This window comes from Rhodovulum steppense (genome assembly GCF_004339675.1).
In the GTDB taxonomy this organism is placed as follows: domain Bacteria; phylum Pseudomonadota; class Alphaproteobacteria; order Rhodobacterales; family Rhodobacteraceae; genus Rhodovulum; species Rhodovulum steppense.
On sequence record NZ_SLVM01000012.1, the window covers coordinates 24,959 to 42,213 of the forward strand.

General features: G+C 69.5%; 17 protein-coding genes. 3 read left to right on the forward strand and 14 right to left on the reverse strand.

The window, feature by feature from the left end; genetic code table 11:
- The first annotated feature begins 16 nt into the window (after positions 1–16).
- Together EV216_RS09590 and pdeM are read left to right on the forward strand one after the other, a co-directional pair.
- Positions 17–2,419, forward strand: coding sequence for a ligase-associated DNA damage response DEXH box helicase (locus tag EV216_RS09590; RefSeq protein WP_132694959.1), 2,403 nt, complete (start codon positions 17–19; stop codon positions 2,417–2,419).
- 38 nt (positions 2,420–2,457) lie between these two features.
- Positions 2,458–3,162 carry a ligase-associated DNA damage response endonuclease PdeM gene (pdeM, locus tag EV216_RS09595; protein WP_132694961.1) on the forward strand — a complete coding sequence of 235 codons (705 nt, stop codon included), beginning with the start codon at positions 2,458–2,460 and terminating at the stop codon, positions 3,160–3,162.
- Here pdeM and EV216_RS09600 read toward each other — a convergent pair.
- Entirely contained in the window at positions 3,080–3,865 is a 786-nt protein-coding gene (locus EV216_RS09600) for a LytTR family DNA-binding domain-containing protein (RefSeq protein ID WP_132694962.1), read from the reverse strand. The genes pdeM and EV216_RS09600 overlap by 83 nt on opposite strands.
- A 182-nt stretch (positions 3,866–4,047) precedes the next feature.
- On the opposite strand from EV216_RS09600, the gene EV216_RS09605 reads away from it, so the two are divergent.
- Complete coding sequence (locus EV216_RS09605) at positions 4,048–4,482, forward strand: PaaI family thioesterase (RefSeq protein ID WP_132694963.1); 435 nt, start codon at positions 4,048–4,050, stop codon at positions 4,480–4,482.
- A 6-nt stretch (positions 4,483–4,488) separates the two neighbouring features.
- On the opposite strand, the gene folD is transcribed toward EV216_RS09605, so the two are convergent.
- From folD to EV216_RS09670, 13 genes are all read right to left on the reverse strand, one after another.
- Positions 4,489–5,391, reverse strand: coding sequence for a bifunctional methylenetetrahydrofolate dehydrogenase/methenyltetrahydrofolate cyclohydrolase FolD (folD, locus tag EV216_RS09610; protein ID WP_132694965.1), 903 nt, complete (start codon positions 5,389–5,391; stop codon positions 4,489–4,491).
- The gene (locus EV216_RS09615) at positions 5,388–5,696 is read right to left on the reverse strand and encodes a chorismate mutase (RefSeq protein ID WP_132694967.1); all 309 of its coding nucleotides are present in this window, start codon (positions 5,694–5,696) and stop codon (positions 5,388–5,390) included. The genes folD and EV216_RS09615 overlap by 4 nt, the downstream gene beginning before the upstream one ends.
- A 73-nt stretch (positions 5,697–5,769) precedes the next feature.
- A complete protein-coding gene (locus EV216_RS09620) occupies positions 5,770–7,446 on the reverse strand; it encodes a formate--tetrahydrofolate ligase (RefSeq protein ID WP_132694968.1) in 1,677 nt (558 codons plus the stop codon).
- Between the two features lie 190 nt (positions 7,447–7,636).
- Positions 7,637–9,547 (reverse strand): ATP-dependent zinc metalloprotease FtsH, encoded by a 1,911-nt coding sequence (gene ftsH, locus EV216_RS09625; protein WP_132694970.1) that lies wholly within the window; start codon positions 9,545–9,547, stop codon positions 7,637–7,639.
- A 78-nt stretch (positions 9,548–9,625) separates the two neighbouring features.
- Positions 9,626–10,837, reverse strand: a complete 1,212-nt coding sequence (tilS, locus tag EV216_RS09630; RefSeq protein WP_207893996.1) for a tRNA lysidine(34) synthetase TilS — start codon at positions 10,835–10,837, stop codon at positions 9,626–9,628.
- A gap of 5 nt (positions 10,838–10,842) precedes the next feature.
- The gene (ybgF, locus tag EV216_RS09635; RefSeq protein ID WP_132694972.1) at positions 10,843–11,673 is read right to left on the reverse strand and encodes a tol-pal system protein YbgF; all 831 of its coding nucleotides are present in this window, start codon (positions 11,671–11,673) and stop codon (positions 10,843–10,845) included.
- 10 nt (positions 11,674–11,683) lie between these two features.
- Positions 11,684–12,199, reverse strand: a complete 516-nt coding sequence (gene pal / locus EV216_RS09640; protein ID WP_132694973.1) for a peptidoglycan-associated lipoprotein Pal — start codon at positions 12,197–12,199, stop codon at positions 11,684–11,686.
- 89 nt (positions 12,200–12,288) lie between these two features.
- A complete protein-coding gene (gene tolB / locus EV216_RS09645; protein WP_132694975.1) occupies positions 12,289–13,620 on the reverse strand; it encodes a Tol-Pal system beta propeller repeat protein TolB in 1,332 nt (443 codons plus the stop codon).
- On the reverse strand, positions 13,621–14,850 hold the full coding sequence (locus EV216_RS09650; RefSeq protein ID WP_132694976.1) for an energy transducer TonB: 1,230 nt from the start codon (positions 14,848–14,850) through the stop codon (positions 13,621–13,623). It abuts the gene before it with no gap.
- A gap of 8 nt (positions 14,851–14,858) precedes the next feature.
- Positions 14,859–15,335 carry a protein TolR gene (gene tolR, locus EV216_RS09655; protein WP_132694978.1) on the reverse strand — a complete coding sequence of 159 codons (477 nt, stop codon included), beginning with the start codon at positions 15,333–15,335 and terminating at the stop codon, positions 14,859–14,861.
- Between the two features lies 1 nt (position 15,336).
- Entirely contained in the window at positions 15,337–16,032 is a 696-nt protein-coding gene (tolQ, locus tag EV216_RS09660; protein WP_132694979.1) for a protein TolQ, read from the reverse strand.
- A gap of 108 nt (positions 16,033–16,140) precedes the next feature.
- On the reverse strand, positions 16,141–16,548 hold the full coding sequence (ybgC, locus tag EV216_RS09665) for a tol-pal system-associated acyl-CoA thioesterase (RefSeq protein ID WP_132694981.1): 408 nt from the start codon (positions 16,546–16,548) through the stop codon (positions 16,141–16,143).
- Entirely contained in the window at positions 16,545–17,186 is a 642-nt protein-coding gene (locus EV216_RS09670) for a hypothetical protein (RefSeq protein ID WP_132694983.1), read from the reverse strand. Before EV216_RS09670 ends, ybgC begins: the two co-directional genes overlap by 4 nt.
- Positions 17,187–17,255 lie beyond the last annotated feature (69 nt).

Below are 17,255 nucleotides of genomic sequence, written 5' to 3' on the forward strand. Positions count from 1 at the left end.
GCGCTAGATCCGGCTGATGCTTATGCCCGAGACCTTCGAAGGCTGGTTTGCCGCGCGCGGCTGGACCATCCACCCCCACCAGCGCGCGATGCTGGACCGCGCCGGGGCGCCCGCGCTGTTGCTGATCGCGCCGACAGGGGGCGGCAAGACGCTGGCCGGGTTCCTGCCGACGCTGGCCGAGATTGCCAAAGATCCGGTGCCGGGGCTGCACACGCTTTACATCTCGCCCCTCAAGGCGCTGACCGCGGATATCGGGCGCAACCTGCGCCGCCCCGTCGAGGAGATGGGCCTGCCCATCCGCATCGAGGATCGCACCGGCGACACGACCCGGACCCAGCGCCGCCGCCAGCGCGCCGACCCGCCGCATATCCTGCTGACCACGCCCGAAAGCCTGGCGCTGCTTCTGTCCTACGAGGATGCGCCGCGCATTTTCGCGGGGCTGAAGCGCGTGATCGTGGACGAGATCCACGCGCTGGCGGAATCCAAGCGCGGCGATCAGTTGATGCTGGGGCTCTCGCGGCTGTCCTCGCTCTGCCCCGGGCTGCGCCGCGTCGGGCTGTCGGCCACCGTCGAGGATCCGCCCGCTCTGGCACGCTTCCTTGCCCGCCACCCCGACCCCTGCGAGATCCTGACCGCCGATCCCGGCCCCGCCCCCGATATCGCGATGCTCGACACCGGCGCGGCCCCGCCCTGGGCGGGTGGCGGCGGACGCTATGCGATCCCGGCGGTGCTGGACCAGATCGCGCGCCACCGCACGACGCTGATCTTTCACAACACCCGCGCGCAGGCGGAACTGTTCTTTCGCGACCTCTGGCTGGCGAACGAGGACGCCCTGCCCGTCGCGATCCACCATGGCAGCCTGTCGCGCGAGGCGCGCGAAAAGGTGGAACAGGCGATGGCGGCGGGCGCGTTGCGCGCGGTGGTCTGCACCGGCTCGCTGGATCTGGGCATCGACTGGGGCGATGTCGATCTGGTGATCCAGGTCGGTGCGCCAAAGAACGTCAAGCGGCTGGTCCAGCGGATCGGGCGGGCGAACCACCGCTACAACGCACCATCCAAGGCGCTGCTGGTGCCCGCGAACCGCTTCGAGGTGGTGGAATGTGTCGCAGCCCTCCAGGCGGTGCGCGAGAACGATCTGGATGGCGAAGCGCGCGGCCCCGGCCCCGGCGACGTGCTCTGCCAGCATATCCTGGCCACCGCCGCCGCCGGGCCGTTCGAGGCCGATGCCCTGTTCGCCGAGATCACCACCGCCGGTCCCTATGCCGGTCTGACGCGCGCGCGCTTCGATGCCTGCCTCGATTTCGCGGCGACGGGGGGCTATGCGCTGCGCGCCTATGACCGCTGGCAGCGGCTGAAACGCCAGCCCGACGGGCGCTGGGCGCTGCGCGACCCGCGCGCCGCGCAGGCGATCCGGATGAACCTTGGCACCATTGTCGAGGAGGAAAAGCTGAAGGTGCGCCTCAAGCCCGCGCGCGGCGGCGCGGCGCTGGGCGAGATCGAGGAAGCCTTTGCCGCCACGCTGACCCCGGGCGACAGCTTTCTGATCGGCGGGCAGGTCGTCCGCTACGAGGGCCTGCGCGAGATGGTGGTCGAGGTCAGCCGCAGCCCCGGGCGCGAGCCGAAGATCGCGGTCTTTGCGGGCACCAAGTTCGCCACCTCCACGCGCCTGTCGGACCGCATCCTGACCATGTTCCGCGCGCCCGACTGGCCCGACCTGCCCGCCCACACCGCCGAATGGCTGGCGATGCAACGCGATGTCTCGCGCCTACCCGAACGCGACCGGCTGCTGGTCGAGACCTTCCCGCATGAGGGGCGGCAGCATCTGTGCATCTACGGTTTCGCGGGCCGGAACGCGCAGCAGACGCTGGGCCTTCTGGTGACGCAACGCATGGAGGCGGCGGAACTGGCGCCGCTGGGTTTCGTCTCGACCGATTACGCCACGCTGATCTGGGGGCTGGACGAGGTCACGGCCCCGCAGGACTTGATGGATTCGAACGGGCTGCGCACCGCATTCGACGAATGGCTGGCGGGAAACGCGGTGATGAAGCGCACGTTTCGAACATCGGCGGTCATCGCGGGCCTGATCGAGCGCAACCTGCCCGGACGCCGCAAGACCGGACGGCAGGCGACGTTCTCCTCGGACATCCTGTATGACACGCTGATGAAATACGACCCCGGCCACCTGCTGCTGGAGATCACCCGCGAAGAGGCGATGAAGGGGCTGGTCGATTTCGGCCGGATCGAGGCGATGCTGGCACGCGTCAGGGGCCGGATCGACCATGTGCGCCGCCCCCGCGTCACCCCGCTGGCCGCGCCGCTGTTCCTGGAAGCCGGGCGCATCCCGGTTCAGGGCGCGGCGGAACAGCGCCTGATCGACGCCGCGGCGGAACGGCTGATGGCCGAGGCCGGGCTTGCCTGAACCCTTGCGGCGCGCGCGCTTTCGCGGGATGACGGGCCATGACCGCCCATGCCTTCACCCTCTCCGGCGCCCCGCTTTCCGCCCTGCCCACGGGCGCGCTTTACTGGGCCGAGGCGGGGGTGCTGGCGGTGGCGGACCTGCATCTGGGCAAGGCCGAGCGGCTGGCGCGGCGCGGCGGCGCGCTGCTGCCGCCCTATGACACCGCCGAGACCCTGACCCGGCTGGAGGCCGAGATCGCGCGCTGCGCCCCCCGGACAATCGTCTGCCTCGGCGACAGTTTCGACGACGATGCGGCCGCCCGCGCCCTGCCCCCCGGCGCCGAGGACCGCCTTTTGCGGCTGATGGCGGGGCGGCGCTGGGTCTGGATCGCGGGCAATCACGATCCCGGCCCGGTCACCCTGCCCGGAACCCATCTGGCCGAATGGCGCGAAGGCCCGCTGACCTTCCGCCACATCGCGCAGCCCGGCGAAACCGCCGAGATCTCGGGCCATTACCACCCCAAGGCACGGCTTTCCCTCGGCGGGCGACGCATCGCGCGGCCCTGTTTCCTGGCCGATGCGGCCCGCGTGATCCTGCCCGCCTTCGGCGCCTATACCGGGGGGCTGGCGACAGATGCCCCGGTGCTGGACGCGCTGATGGGACAGGAGGCCATCGCCATCCTTACCGGGGCTCGGGCGGTTCCCCTTCCGATGCGCCCGGCGCAAGGCCCAACGCCTCGACCTCTGCGCGGTGACGGCGGCTGACCGGCAATTCGGTCCCATCCGACAGCGTCAGGAACAGCCGCCCCTCCGCCCGCCGCGTCCCGGTCACCGCATCCAGCGCGACCCAGTGCGAACGATGCACGCGCAGCCCCTCGACCGCGCGCAGTTCCGCGATGGCGTCGGCGAAACGGATAAGGATCTGTGTCGTGCCACGCTCGGTCACGACCTGAACGTAATGGTCCGACGAACTCAGCCGGATCACCGCCCCGCGCCGCTCCGCAGGCAGACGCCGCAGCAAGGGGCAGTCCGCGCCCGCCGTCGCCGCCTCCCTCGCCTCCCTGCGCCGCGCCAGCGCGATATGCAGCGCGCTCAGCCCCAGCGACAGCCCGAAAACGCCCAGCGCGGCCTCGGCGACACCTTTCAGAGCGTCCCGCTCGATCACCTCGGGACCCAGACCCTCGGCCATCCGGAACACCGGCACTGCAAGAACCGCTGTCAGCACGCCCGCCTTGACCAGGGCACGCTGCCAAGCGCCCAGCCCGGGCAGACGATGGCGCAGGACCACACGCAACGCCGCCCCGCCGGCCAGTCCTGCCCCCGCCAGAAGCGGCCAGAGGGCCAGGCGCTGCGACAGGGACGCCGCATAGGTGCCGAACGGGCCGCCCAGCGCCAGCAGGAGCGACAGCCCGATCCAGAGCAACAGGGTCGAGGGATGAAACAGGACACGACCAAATTCTTGCGACATCAGAAACCGGATAACCTTAACCAGACCAATGAATTGCGGTAAACGCAAAGACGCCAATTCGTTAGACGGGCTCCAGAATGCCGCGCAAGGGCTGCACGCGCAAGCCCTGCCACGGCCCGCAGTTGCACAGCGCCGGGGGGCCGGGCTAGCCTCACTCCGACCCCGTCAACGAGGCCCTGCGCATGACCCACACCCCCCGCAATCCCGCCTATGATCGGGCCGTCAGGGACAGCTTTTCCCGGCAGGCCATGATGCGGACAATCGGGGCAGAGATCGTCTCGCTCGCCCCCGGTCTGGTCGAGATCGCCGCGCCGATCCGGCCCGAATTCGGCCAGCAGCAGGGCATGGCCCATGCCGGGCTGACCTTTTCGCTGGGCGACAGCGCGGCTGGCTATGCAGCGCTGAGCCTGATGGCGCCGGGGCAGGAAGTCGTGACCAGCGAAATGACGATCCACCTGCTGGCCCCCGCCATGGGCGCGCGGCTGATCGCCCGGGGCGAAGTGGTGCGCGCGGGGCGGCGGCTGATGGTGGCGCGCGCCGATGTCCATGCCGAGGCGGACGGCGCGCGCCGCCATGTGGCGACGCTGCTGGGGACGATGGTGCCGGTCAGCGCCTGACCGCGCTCAGGCGGTCAGCCCCTCGGGCTCGGCCAGACCATGCGCCCGGCAAAACGCGGTCAGGGTGTTGGCCAGCAGGCAGGCGATGGTCATCGGCCCCACGCCACCCGGCACCGGCGTGATCGCGCCCGCGACCTGCACGGCGCTGTCGAAATGCACATCCCCCACCAGCCGCGACTTGCCCTCGCCCTTCTCGGGGGCGGGAATGCGGTTGATGCCCACGTCGATCACCGTGGCGCCGGGCTTGATCCAGTCGCCCGGGATCATCTCCGGCCGGCCCACGGCGGCCACCAGGATATCGGCGCGGCGGCACACCCCGGCCAGGTCACCGGTGCGGGAATGGGCGATGGTCACGGTCGCACTGTCGCGCAGCAGAAGCTGCGCCATCGGCTTGCCCACGATGTTCGACCGGCCCACGACCACAGCATCCATCCCCGCAAGCGAGCCATGCCGGTCGCGCAACAGCATGAGACAGCCCAGCGGCGTGCAGGGCACCAGCGCCTTCTGCCCTGTCGCCAGCAGCCCGACATTCGAGATGTGGAAGCCATCGACATCCTTGGCCGGATCAATCGCGTCCAGCACCTTGGCCGAGTCGATATGATCGGGCAGCGGCAATTGCACCAGGATGCCATGCACCGCGGGCGCGGCATTCAGCCGGGCGATCAGCGCCAGCAAATCGGCCTCGGAGGTCTCGGCAGGCAGGCGATGCTCGAACGAGGCCATGCCGGACTCTTCGGTCTGCTGGCCCTTGTTGCGCACATAGACCTGGCTGGCCGGATCCTCGCCCACCAGCACCACCGCCAGCCCCGGCGTCAGCCCGTGTTCGGAATGCAGCCGCGCCACATGCTCGGTCACCTTGCCGCGGATCGTGGCGGCGAATGCCTTGCCGTCGATGATTTCCGCACTCATGCCTTCGTCTCCCCCTGTCCCATCGCCACCTCCTCGCGCGCAATCGACCATTCGATCAGCTCGCGCCAGAGCCGTTCCACAAGTTCGGGGTCAAGCCCCTCCGCTTCGGCCCGCGCCCGGACCCTGGCGATCACCTCGTCGATCCGCGGGCCGATCCGCGCGGGCAGCCCCTCGGCCGGTTTCAGTTCCGCCGCCCGGTCGATATAGCGCGCGCGTTCGGCCAGCAGCGCCACCAGATCGCCGTCCAGCGCGTCGATCTGGGCGCGCAGCTCCGCCATGCTCCGGCAGTCCTCGGGCGGGATCATCGGCATCTTTCCTTGCGTCGCTCCTTGGTCCCGCCCCTGTTATCGCGCCGCCCCGCGGGCTGCAATGCAGCCCTCAGAACAGCCCCTCGATCTGGCCCTCGGGGTTCAGCCCGATGGTCTCGGCCGCCGGTTTGCTGGGCAGGCCGGGCATGGTCATGATCTCGCCGCAGATCGCCACGACGAACCCCGCCCCTGCGGCCAGCCGCACCTCGCGGATCGGCACGGAATGGCCCTCGGGCGCGCCGCGGACATTCGGATCGGTGGTAAAGGAATATTGCGTCTTGGCCATGCAGATCGGCAGGTTGCCATAGCCCGCCTGTTCCCAGGCATGCAGCTGGTCGCGGATCTTCTTGTCGGCGATCACCTCGCCCGCGCGATAGATGCGTTTCGCGATGGTCTCGATCTTGTGGAACAGGCCCATCTCGTCGGGATAAAGCGGCGCGAACCCGTGATGGTCGGCCTCGGCCAGCGCGACGACGCGCTGTGCCAGCGCCTCGATCCCCGCGCTGCCATCGGCCCAATGCCTGCACAGGATCGCCTCGCTGCCCTGGTGCGCGACGTACTCCTTCACCGCGGCGATCTCGGCCTCGGTATCGTCGGCGAAATGGTTGATCGCCACGACCGCGGGCACCCCGAAGGATTTCACGTTCTCGATATGGCGGCCCAGATTCGCACAGCCCGCCGTGACCGCCGCGACGTTCTCGGCCCCCAGATCGGCCTTGGCCACGCCGCCATTCATCTTGAGCGCGCGCACGGTCGCCACGATCACCACCGCGGACGGCGCCAACCCGGCCTTGCGGCACTTGATGTTCATGAACTTCTCGGCGCCCAGATCGGCCCCGAAACCGGCCTCGGTCACGACGTAATCGGCCAGTTTCAGCGCGGTGGTGGTCGCCATGACCGAATTGCAGCCATGCGCGATATTGGCGAACGGCCCGCCATGGACGAAGGCGGGCGTGTTCTCCAGCGTCTGCACGAGGTTCGGCTGGAGCGCATCCTTCAGCAGCACGGTCATCGCACCGTCCGCCTTCAGATCGCGCGCATGCACGGACGCGCGGTCGCGGGTATAGCCCACGATGATGTCGCCCAGCCGCTTTTGCAGGTCATGGATATCGGTCGCTAGACACAGGATCGCCATGACTTCCGAGGCCACGGTGATGTCGAAGCCGGTCTCGCGCGGATAGCCGTTCGCCACCCCGCCCAGCGAACAGACCATGTCGCGCAAGGCCCGGTCGTTCATGTCCATCACGCGCCGCCAGCTTACGCGGCGCTGGTCGATGCCCAGCTCGTTGCCCCAGTAGATATGGTTGTCGATCATCGCCGCCAGCAGGTTGTGGGCGGACGTGATCGCGTGGAAATCGCCGGTGAAGTGAAGGTTCATGTCCTCCATCGGCACGACCTGCGCATAGCCGCCGCCCGCAGCACCGCCCTTCATCCCGAAGCACGGCCCGAGCGAGGCTTCGCGGATGCAGATCGCGGCCTTCTTGCCGATCCGCGCCAGCCCGTCGCCCAGCCCCACCGTCGTCGTGGTCTTGCCCTCGCCCGCGGGCGTCGGGTTGATCGCGGTCACAAGGATCAGCTTGCCATTCGGCCGGTCCTTGAGCCCCGCGATGAACTCCGCGCTGACCTTGGCCTTGTCATGGCCATAGGGCAACAGATCGGTTTCGGGGATGCCCAGACTGGCGCCGATCTCCTGGATCGGACGCTTCTGTGCCGCGCGGGCGATCTCGATATCGGATTTCGGGGCCATGTTCTTTTCCTCCCTCAAGGCCGGCTTGTGCCAGAGATAGCGGCAGCAGGCGGGCAGGACCAGCATACATAAGGATTAGGCGCCGAAGGGACCGAGCAGCGCGCGCCAGCCGACAAAGCGCGCCAGTCGCAAACGAAAACCCCGGAACCTTGTCCGGTTCCGGGGTTTCTGTCCGTCACATCGAAACGGGTCAGGCCAGCGGTTCGGGTTCCAGCCCCGATTTGGGCCGCGGCTTGGTCTTCGGGATCGCCGTGACCGAGGGCGTGTCGCCCCCCTTGGGCGGCACATCGCCATCGTCGCCGCGGTTCAGCGGCTCGCCCGCGATGACCCTCGTGATCTCGGAGCCGGTCAGCGTCTCGTATTCCAGCAGACCCTGCGCCAGGCGCTCGAGGTCGTCGCGCTTCTCGGTCAGGATGCGCTTGGCGGTCTCATAGCCCTGGTCCACCAGTTCCTTGACCTTGTCGTCGATCAGCTTCTGCGTGGCCGCCGAATGCTGCGCGCCGCCGCCATAGGTGCCCAGATAGCTTTCGCGCTCGTTCGCGTAGTCGATATAGCCCAGTTCCTCGGCAAAGCCGAACTGGGTGACCATCGCCCGGGCGATCCGGCTGACCTGCTGGATGTCGGAGGCCGCGCCAGAGGTCACGTTCTCCTTGCCGAAGACCAGTTCCTCGGCCACCCGTCCGCCCATCGCCATCGCGATCTTCGAGGTGTATTTGGTATAGCTGACCGAGAGCTGGTCACGTTCGGGCAGCGACAGCACCAGACCCAGCGCCCGGCCGCGCGGGATGATCGTCGCCTTGTGGATCGGGTCATGCTGGGGCACGTTCAGGCCCACGATGGCATGGCCGGCCTCGTGATAGGCGGTCAGCTTCTTCTCGTCCTCGGACATGACCATGGACCGCCGCTCGGCGCCCATCATCACCTTGTCCTTGGCGTTCTCGAAATCCTCCATCGTGACAAAGCGCCGACCGACGCGGGCGGCCATCAGCGCCGCCTCGTTCACCAGGTTCGCCAGATCCGCGCCCGAGAAACCGGGCGTGCCGCGGGCGATGATGCGCAGGTCCACATCGGGGCCCAGCGGCACCTTGCGGGCATGCACGCCCAGGATCTTCTCGCGGCCCTTGATGTCGGGGTTGGGCACCTGCACCTGCCGGTCGAACCGGCCCGGACGCAGCAGCGCGGGGTCCAGAACGTCGGGGCGGTTGGTCGCGGCAACGATGATGATGCCCTCGTTGGCCTCGAACCCGTCCATCTCGACCAGCAACTGGTTCAGCGTCTGCTCGCGCTCGTCATTGCCGCCGCCATAGCCCACGCCACGCGACCGGCCGACCGCGTCGATCTCGTCGATGAAGACGATGCAGGGCGCGTTCTTCTTGGCCTGCTCGAACATGTCGCGCACGCGGGACGCGCCGACACCGACGAACATCTCGACGAAATCGGACCCGCTGATGGTGAAGAAGGGCACGCCCGCCTCGCCCGCGATCGCGCGCGCCAGCAGCGTCTTGCCGGTGCCGGGCGGGCCGACCAGCAGCGCGCCTTTCGGGATCTTGCCGCCCAGGCGGCTGAATTTCTGCGGATTGCGCAGGAACTCGACGATCTCCTCAAGCTCCTCCTTGGCCTCGTCGATGCCCGCCACGTCGTCGAATGTCACGCGGCCATGCTTTTCGGTCAGCAGTTTCGCCTTGGACTTGCCGAAGCCCATCGCTCCGCCGCGTCCGCCGCCCTGCATCCGGTTCATCAGGAACAGCCAGATCCCGATCAGGATGATGAAGGGCAGCAGCGTGCCGATATAGGCCAGCAGGCCGCTTTGCTCCTGCGGCTCGGCGCGCACATCGACATTGCGGGCCAGCAGGCGGTCGGTGATGTCCGCCCCGCGCGGGATGATGGTCGTGACCGTGCTGCCGTCATTTGCGCGGATCACGGCGCGTTCGCCGTCCAGCGTGACGCTCGCCACCTCGCCGTTTTCCACGCTGCTCAGGAACTCGGTATAGCTGATCGAGCGCGAGGACATGGTCCCCTGGCCGCCGCTGAACAGGTTGAACAGGGCGAGGATCAGCAGGAACAGGACCACCCAGAATGCGATTTGTCGCGCGTTGCCCACGGCGTTCTCCTTGAAATGACGGCACGGACAGGCCTGGGGCATGTCCGTTGGCCTAAGATAGCGATCAGGCGATCATGTTCAATGCGAGATGATCCGCTGGCTTAACGTTGTCGTGAGCCGGGCCTGCCAGCCTTTGGACAGCCCCGCAAGCGGCGCCGCGACCAGCCGCTTGCCCTGCCAGATGCCCGGCGATGCCAGCAGCGAGGCACGCGGCAGGCCGGTCGCACGCCAGTCGGGGCAATCGCCCAGCCCGGCCTCGCCCAGCGCGCGGATCTCCAGCCCCGGCCCCCGGGGTCCGTCCAGCCGCCAGCGCCCGTCCCAGAGCGCATCCGCTTGCGCGACCGTTCCGGCCACCGCGGCAGGCTCCCGCGCGATGCGCAAGCCATCGGCTTCTCGCGCGATTAGGCAGCCATGCAGCGTGGCCCGCGGCGCGCTGTCCAGCGCGGCCAGCGTTTCGGCCAGCGCCTCGGCCCGCGGCGGATAGTCGGACGAGGCAACCCAGCACAAGGCCGCGACCAGCAGGCGGCGCGCGATCTCGTCTTGCAGCGCGTCCAGCCCCGCCCGGGCCAGAACCACATCGCCCCGATCCTCGCGCGCCACATGCTGCGCGGCCGCCAGCGTCGCCGCCTCCAGCGCCGCGCGGACCGAGCCCATGCGCGCAGCGGTCGCCGCAAGCCCCTCGGCGGTGATCCCCAGCGGCGCCAGCGTGGCCAGCGCGCGGCGGGCCTGCACCCGGTCGAAACGCGCATCCTCGTTCGAGGGATCCTCGATCCAGCCCTGCCCCCGCTCGGTCAGGAAGGCGCGCAGATCGGCCCGCGACAGGCCCAGAAAGGGCCGCAGCCAGGTCACCCCCAGCGCGTCGCGCTCAGGCGCCATCGCCGACAGCCCGTCCACCCCCGCCCCGCGCGCCAGCCGCATCAGCACCGTCTCGGCCTGATCGTCGCGCGTATGGCCCAGCGCAACCCGGCCGATCCCCTGCCCCGCCGCCCAATCGGCGATCAGCCGATATCGCGCCCGGCGCGCCGCATCCTGAAGATTGCCCTGCCCGTCCCAGCCCCGCCAGCGCAGCGTTTCATGCGGCAGGCCCAGCCGCGCACAGGTTTCGGCCACGAACCGCGCCTCGGCAGTGGCCTCGGGCCTCAGCCCGTGATCGACGGTGACCGCGTGAACGCGCCGCCCGGCCAGCGCCAGCAGCAGCGCAACGGAATCCCCCCCGCCCGAGACAGCGACCCCAAGCGGCGCATCGCCCGGGCAGGAGGCGGACAGGGCCGCCTCCAGCGCGCGGGCGATGGGGCTCAGTTGCACCCGATGGCGTCCAGCGCGGACTCGGCCTGCTGCGCCTCGACGCTGCCCGGAAAGCGGGTGCCGACCTCGACCAGCGTGACGCAGGCCTCGCGCCGCTGGCCCAGCCCGTCCAGCGCCAGCCCCAGCCGGTAAAGGGCGGTGGCCGCGCGCGGCCCGTCCGGGCTGCCCGAGAAACTGTCGAGATAGGCCCGCGCCGCGCCCGAGGTGTCGCCCTGCGCGGTCAGCGCCTCGCCGCGCAGGAAATGCGCCTCGCCCGACAGGGGACTGCCGGGATAGGCCTCGGTAAAGGCGGCGAATCCCGCAGCGGCCGTTTCGGCGTCCCCCGCGTCCAGCGCCGCCTTCGCCGCGTCGAAATCGGCCCGTTCCCCAACGGCAAGCTGCGCCCCGTTCGAGATCGCAGGCGCCGGCGAAGGGGCGGGCGCGGGACGGGCGAGGTCCGCGCCACCCAGCGTGCTGGTCTGGCCCAGCTTGCTGACATCGCCGCCCTCAAGCTCGACCAGCCGGAATTCCAGATCCCCGATCCGCCGCGTGCCATCCTCGACAATCCGCTGGATGCGGAACTCCAGTTCCTCGGTCTTCGAGGTCAGCCGCTGCAATTCCTGCTCGATCAGGTCGAGCCGCTGCAGCGCCGAACCGCCCCCGGCCGCGCCGCCCGGCGCCCCGGTGGTGGACAGCTCGCGCTTGAGGCGCTGGATCTCGACATGAAGGACCGACATTTCCTGCCGGATATCGGCCAGCGTTTCCTGGCGCGACTGGGCGGCGGCGGGAAAGGCCGCGCCCAGCGCAACGGAAACGGTCAGCAGAACGGCGAAACGGCGCATCGGGCGACCCTCAGACGCCCGCGCCCGCGGCGAGCACGGTCACGGAACGACGGTTCTGCGAATAGCAAGCCTCGTTCGAGCAGATCTCGATCGGCCGCTCCTTGCCATAGCTGACGGTGCGCAGCCGGGCGGACGAGACGCCGCGCGAGACCAGGTATTCCTGCACCGCGTTGGCGCGCCGCGCGCCCAGGGCAAGGTTGTATTCCCGGGTGCCCTGCTCGTCGGCATGGCCCTCGATGGTGGCGGAATATTCGGGATTGTCCATCAGCCAGCGCGCCTGACCGTCCAGCGTGGCCCGCGCGGTATCGCTGAGCGTGCTCTGGTCCACGGCGAACAACACGCGGTCACCCACCGTCTGGTTGAAATAGGCGACCGAGCGCGGATCGGACGCAACGCCGTCCATGCCGAAGCCGCTGCCGCCCGCGCCCATGCCGGCACCGCTGCCGGAACCGAAACGGTCGGGATTGGAACAACCGGCAACGGCCAAAGCGGCCACCACCATCAGGGTCTTGGAAATCGGGGTCATGCGGGTCTTCCTTGTGTCTTGCCTGATTGTCCGTGCCGGACCGATGGAGGCATCCTATCAGCCGGATCGCGGTTTGAAAACGTGGCCCCCTAGGGCAGAAGCGGTGACCAGGACGGGTCCGAGGCCGATCCCTGCACCGGCACACGGCGCAGGTTGCGGCCGGTGATATCGACCGAGAACAGCGCCGGTGCCCCCTCGGCCCCGGCACTTTCGCGGGTGAACATGATGACCCGCCCGTTCGGCGCCCAGCTCGGTCCCTCGTCCAGGAAGGACGCGGTCAGCAGCCGTTCCTCGGATCCATCGGTGCGCATCACGCCGATATGGAACCGGCCCTGATGCTGCTTGGTAAACGCGATGTAGTCGCCGCGCGGCGACCAGACCGGCGTGCCATAGCGCCCCTGCCCGAACGAGATGCGCCGCGCCTCGCCGCCCGAGGCGGGCATGACATAGATCTGCGGCACGCCCGAACGGTCGCTCTCGAACACGATCTGGCGGCCATCGGGCGAATAGCTGGGCGCGGTCTCGATCGAGGGGGCCGAGGTCAGCCGCGTGCGCCGCCCGCTGCCCAGGTCAAGCTCGTAAAGGTCGGTATTGCCGCCCTGCGCCAGCGAGAACACGACCCGCCGCCCGTCCGGCGCAAAGCGCGGCGCAAAGGTCATCGAGCCGGGCTGATCGTCCAGCCCCCGCCGTCCCCCGGTCGCAAGATCCAGCACATAGATCCGCGGGAACCCGGATTCGTAGCTGGTATAAAGCACCCGGTCGCCCGTCGGCGAAAAGCGCGGCGCCAGCACGATCGACGCGGCATCGGTCAGGTATTGCACGTTCGCGCCGTCGTAATCCATGATCGCCAGCCGCTTCTGGCGGGCATTCTTGGGTCCTGTCTCGGCGACGAAGACCACGCGGCTGTCGAAATAGCCGCCTTCGCCGGTGATCCGCGCATAGACTTGGTCGGCGACCTTGTGCGCCACGCGGCGCCAGTTCGCGGCCGAACCGCCGAATTGCAGCCCGTCGCCCAGCGGCGCCTCGGAATAGATGTCGAACAGGCGGAACTTGACGTTCAGCCGCCCGTTGCCATCGACCGACACCGCACCGGTGATCAGCGCCTGCGCATTGATCGCCTTCCAGTCGGAATATTGCACGGGGCTGGCGAAATTCGTCACCCGCGCCAGATGCGCCTCAGCCGGGATTTCCCGGAACAGGCCCGTCCCGGCCAGATCGGCGGCCACGACCCGCGCGATGTTGCGCGCGAACTCCGCCGCGGCCGCGTTCTCGGCCACGAAATCCGGCACGGCGAAGGGCAAGGGCTCGATCACGCCCTCGTCGATCTCGATGCGCAGCGGACCGCCCTGGGCCAGCCCCGCGGCGGGGACCAGCATGGCGCCAAGCGCAAGGGCAAGAAGCGGGGTCAAAACGCGCAACATCTACCGGATCCTCATGTTCTCGGGATTGAAGGTCATCTCGATCTGCCGCCACTGGTCATATTTTTCCACCGGTAACGGAAAGCCCGACGAACCGCACATCACGATCGCGCGCCGCGCCGAATCGAAAACCTGCCGCGCCGCCATGTCGGACCCGCCCGACGAGGACACAAGCCGGATCGACTCGATCACCGGGCGACCATCCTCGCGCATGTCCAGCGCCACGACGACGCTGGTCATCAGCGCGTCGGTCGACAGCGCGCCCACATTCCAGCAGCGCGAGACCGCGACGCGCAGCGCGTCGCGCTCGCCGGCGGTCATCGGCGGGCCGGAGGCGGCGGTGCCGGTGCCCGCCCGCGGCGTCTCGTCCGCGCCCGAGGCCAGCGCATCGGCCACGGCACCGGCCACCGCATCGGCAAGGTTGTCCTGGGCGGGCGGCGCCGCCGGTTCGGGGGTTCGGACCGGCTCGGGCGTGGGCGCGGGGGTCGGGGCGGGTGTTGGCGTGGGTGTGGGTGCAGGCGGCGGCGCGGCCGCGGTCTGGGTCTCGCGCACCGGTTCGGGCGGACGCTCGGGGCGCACGCGCGGGCGGGGCGAACTGGCCAGGATCTGCCCGGTCTCGACCCGCTCCTCGGCCTCGGTCACGATCTGCGGCGCGGCCTCTTCGGGCGCGGCGGCCTCGACCTCGGGCGCAGGGCTCGGCGCGGCGGCATCGGGGCGCACCGCCTCGCGCGGCTGGGGCGCGACCGCCACATCCTCGGGCCGCGGCGCGGCCGGTTCGGGCGCCACCCGCGGCGCGGGGCGCGGCGGTGCGGTATCGGCCATGGGGGCCTCCGGGCCGGTGGTGCTGACCGGGGGCGGGGCGGCCAGCGGCGGCAGCGTATCGGTCACCTCGGCCTCGGGCGGGGGCTGCAACGCACTGGTATCGGGCGCCGGATCGGGCGCGGGGCTGTCCTGCGGGGGCGGCGGCGCGGGCGGTTCGGGGCGGCGTTCGGGCGCAGGCGCGGGCCGGGGCGACGTGGTCACCACGGGGCTGCGCGGCGTCTCGACCTGCTGGGCGGGGGCTTGCGGCGCGGCCGCGGGGGCGGTCAGCGCGGCGAATTCCTCGCCCGACAGGATGGTGACATCCGTCACCTGCATCGGCCGCGGCTTCGGCGTGGTGAACAGCCCGCCGAACAGCACCCATGCCACCAACAGGAGGTGCACCGCCCCCGAAATCTGGGTGCCCCGGTCCATGCCCTCACCTAGCCGTCCGACCCGTCGAGCCGCGGCCCGCCGCTGTCGGTCACAAGCCCGATATCGCGGAATCCCGCGGCATTGAGCGCACCCATCACCTGCACCACGCGCTCATAGGAAATCGCGCCATCCGCGCGCAGATAGACCTTGTTGTCCCGCCGCTCGGCCGCCACGGCGCGCAGCTTGGGGATCAGCCCGTCGGCCTCGACCTCGGCCTCCTGCAACAGGATGCGGCCATCCGCCGTCAGCGTCACCGCCAGCGGTTCCTCCTGCGCGGCAGGCAGCGCCTCGGCGGCGGTGCGCGGCAACTCGACCGGCACGCCCACCGTCAAGAGGGGTGCTGCCACCATGAAGATGATCAGAAGCACCAGCATCACGTCGACAAAGGGCGTGACGTTGATCTCGGACATCGCGGGCGGATGCCGCCGATGGCGCCGCACGCGCTTGCCGCCCGAGTTCTGGCGCGGGGTAAGCGTCGCCCCCATCTCAGGTATCCAGCTGGCGCGAAAGGATGGTCGAGAATTCGTCGGCGAAGGATTCGTAGCCGCCCACGATCCGGTCGCTGTCCGAGGACAGCTTGTTGTAGAAGATCACCGCCGGGATCGCCGCCAGAAGCCCCAGCCCGGTCGCCAGCAGCGCCTCGGCGATACCGGGCGCCACGACGGCAAGGTTGGTGTTCTGCTGCAACGCGATCTGCTCGAAGGCGTGCTTGATCCCCCAGACCGTGCCGAACAGCCCGACGAAGGGCGCGGTCGAGCCGACCGTGGCCAGGAAGGACAGCCCGCCATTCAGTTCCTCGGCCTCCTTGGCGATGGCCACATCCATCGACCGGTCGATCCGCGCCGCGGCCCCCGCGATCAGCCCGCCATCCTGCCGGTGGCTGCGCCGCCATTCCATCATGCCCGCGGCAAATATCCGCTCGGGCGCAGCCTGCGGCTCGGGGCCGATCTTGTCGAACAGTTCGTCCAGCGGCTCGCCCGACCAGAACGCCTCGTCGAAGCCCAGCGCCTCGACGCGCGCCTTGCGGAAATTGATCGTCTTCTGGATGATGATTGCCCATGACCAGAACGAGGCCAGGACCAACATCAGCATCACGACCTGCACCGTAAAGGTCGCGCGCGCGAAAAGGGCGAGCAAGGAGAAGTCAATCTCCTGCGCCAACGCAAGGGTTTCGGTTTCCATTCTGCCTGCTCGTTGCTGAGGGCCGTGTTCTCCCGGCCTCCTTAACGTGATTCTACCCGTTTTTCATGGGGAATGCCAACACAACCGCATCACCGCGCCGCGATCCGGTCACCCCGCCGCCGATGGGGCCGCTGCCACCTGGCAAAGCTCCGCCGGCAAGCGCACCGGCTGGCCGGTCGCGCCCAGCGCGACAAGGGTCACGCGCGCCGAAAACAGCACCGTTTCCCCGCGCAGGACCCGCTGGTCCAGAATCAGCCGGGCGGGCGTGATCCGGGCCAGATCGGTCTCGACCTCCAGCAGATCGTCGAAACGCGCGGGCGACAGGTAATCCGCCTCGACCCGGCGCACGGCAAAGACCACCCCCCGCTCGGCCTTCAGGCGGACCTGGTCCACGCCCAGGTCGCGCACCCATTCGCTGCGCGCGCGCTCGATGAATTTCAGGTAGTTCGCGTAATAGACGATGCCCGCAAGATCGGTGTCCTCGTAATAGACGCGGACCGGAAAACGATGCGTCATTGCCCGCCCCCCAGATCTTCGCCCGACAGCCGCGCCGCCAGCCGCAGCGCATGGGCCGGATCGCTGGCCACCGGCGGCATCGCCGGATCATAGCCCGCCCGGATCACCCCGGCGATCTCGGGGCGCAGGACCAGCCTGCCATCGGGCAGCCGGGCCAGCGGGCTGCGCTCGGCAAAGGCGGTCTCGGACCACAACAGGATCACCTGCACCATCTGGTTCAGCGCGATCGCCTCGGCGGGCAGCGCGGCAATCGCGTCATCGACCCGCTGAAAGACAAAGGCCGCGCGGATCGCCCCACCCGCATCGAAGCGGAACAGCCGGTACTGCGTCGCCCCCGCCGCGGCCAGTCGTTCGACCAGCGGACCAAGATCGGGCACCAGCCGATCCAGATTGGGCACAAGCGGCAATTCGGACCAGTCGCGAAAGAAGAAGACCATCAGGTTCGCGCCCAGTTCGGGGTCGGTCTCGGCCATCTGATGCCCGGCCAGCGCCACGACCGCCTCGCAGGCGCCCTTGAGCGTGGCCAGCGTCTCGTCGCTGACGCCAAAGACCACGGGCGCAATCGGACGGCCCCAGCGGGCGAACCGATAGCCGCCGTCCTGCCCCGTGAACAGCGCGCGCAGATCGTCCGGCGTCATGCCCGGTCCTTCTTCTTGGCGAAAATACCCATGGCCCTGCCCTATCCGCCTGCCCGCCGCCGGGCAAGG